Below are 1,326 nucleotides of genomic sequence, written 5' to 3'. Positions count from 1 at the left end.
GACGGATCATCCAGTTCGCCATGTTCTGTCTGGTGATGGCAAGCCCATAGCGTTCAAACTCCTTTTCCAGCCGGTACAGGGGGACTGCATTGACATACTTTGCGTTCATGACTGCTGCACCAAGGGAGGCAGAAACCGGACTTCCATGGAGCAGCCCCTTCGGATGCGGCGCCCTTACGATATGCCCGTCTGCTTTGCTGGAATATACGCCGATATGGTGTTCATCCACTTCGACTCTGGCTGGGACAAACTTATATCTGCGGGATATGGAATCAGGAAGCTGTTTCCATCCGTTCTCCCCGAACTCATCGATGAGTTCCTTTTCAGACAGATAATGGGTGATAATGTTTGTATCAAGCCCCGAAAGGTCCTCATCCCGTTTGCCGGTCCTCTTCCTGCCTCTTTTTTTTGGCAGCTCCAGGTCTTCCGGCTCCGGGGCATCCGGATCATATACAGCTTCTGCTTCATTAAAGAAAACGATGTTCCCGTCGACCTCCATAAAACAGATCTGGCCCGGGCTGTCCATCTTTTCAGAGGACCGCCCAAAACGGTCTTTCTTTGCAAGGACGAGCTGTTCCATCATCAGCTGCATCTTTTCGTTCAGGTCGTGGACTTCCTTTGTCAGTGCCTCTGACTGGTCCTGGAGGTTCAGGATCATCTGGATGAGCAGGGCTCTGTCCGCACTGTTCAGTTGTTCTTCTGTAAACTTATGTGCCATGATAAGACTCCTTTTCTGAAGTCTATTGTAACAGATACAGAAGATATATGCCACCACACGGCATCGGCCTGTCCGTCAAAATGACGGTGGATAACAATGCCGGGGATCCGGATATTCCCGGGTATCCGGCACTGTTATCCACAGGCTTTTCCGGTGCCGGCATCATTTTTCACCGGCACTGCCCCGGATGGTGCCTGCAGCAGTGGATAACTGGCATTATCAGGAATCCTAGGTCCTTCCGGGCGAAAACAGGGTTTGTTTATTTTCTACGAAATGCACAAAAGAAATCACAGTTCTTTTTGTGGATCCCGGATCGGATGGATGGGATGTTTTGCAACGATCTCAAAGCCCTTCATCAGCAGCCGGTACTGGTCCGGTGAGATCTCCAGTGCCTCTTCCGGGGAACGGGGCCAGCTGAAGGCGCCGATATCAAGACGCTTATATAAGAGAAGGAACCCGTCTCCTTCCCACAAAAGTCCTTTGATCCGGTCATTCCTTTTTCCACAGAACAGGAAGAGGGTATCCTTATCATACGGGTCTAGATAGAACTGGAAACGGATAATGTTTGCCAGACCCTCCATTCCGCGGCGGAGATCTGTATAGCCAGC

Annotated in this window: 2 protein-coding genes; both read right to left on the bottom strand. The window is 50.9% G+C overall.

Going from position 1 to position 1,326, the window contains the following annotated elements; genetic code table 11:
* The coding region (locus FYJ57_RS15025) for an IS66 family transposase (RefSeq protein ID WP_154433279.1) at window positions 1-718 on the bottom strand (718 nt) is incomplete at its 3' end.
* Between the two features lie 287 nt (window positions 719-1,005).
* Window positions 1,006-1,326 (bottom strand): IS66 family insertion sequence element accessory protein TnpB (tnpB, locus tag FYJ57_RS15020; protein ID WP_154433278.1); only part of this gene is annotated, 321 nt, incomplete at its 5' end.

It is taken from the genome of Oliverpabstia intestinalis, from assembly GCF_009696065.1.
In the GTDB taxonomy this organism is placed as follows: Bacteria; Bacillota; Clostridia; order Lachnospirales; family Lachnospiraceae; genus Oliverpabstia; species Oliverpabstia intestinalis.
This window is presented reverse-complemented; position numbering and strand designations above follow the sequence as displayed.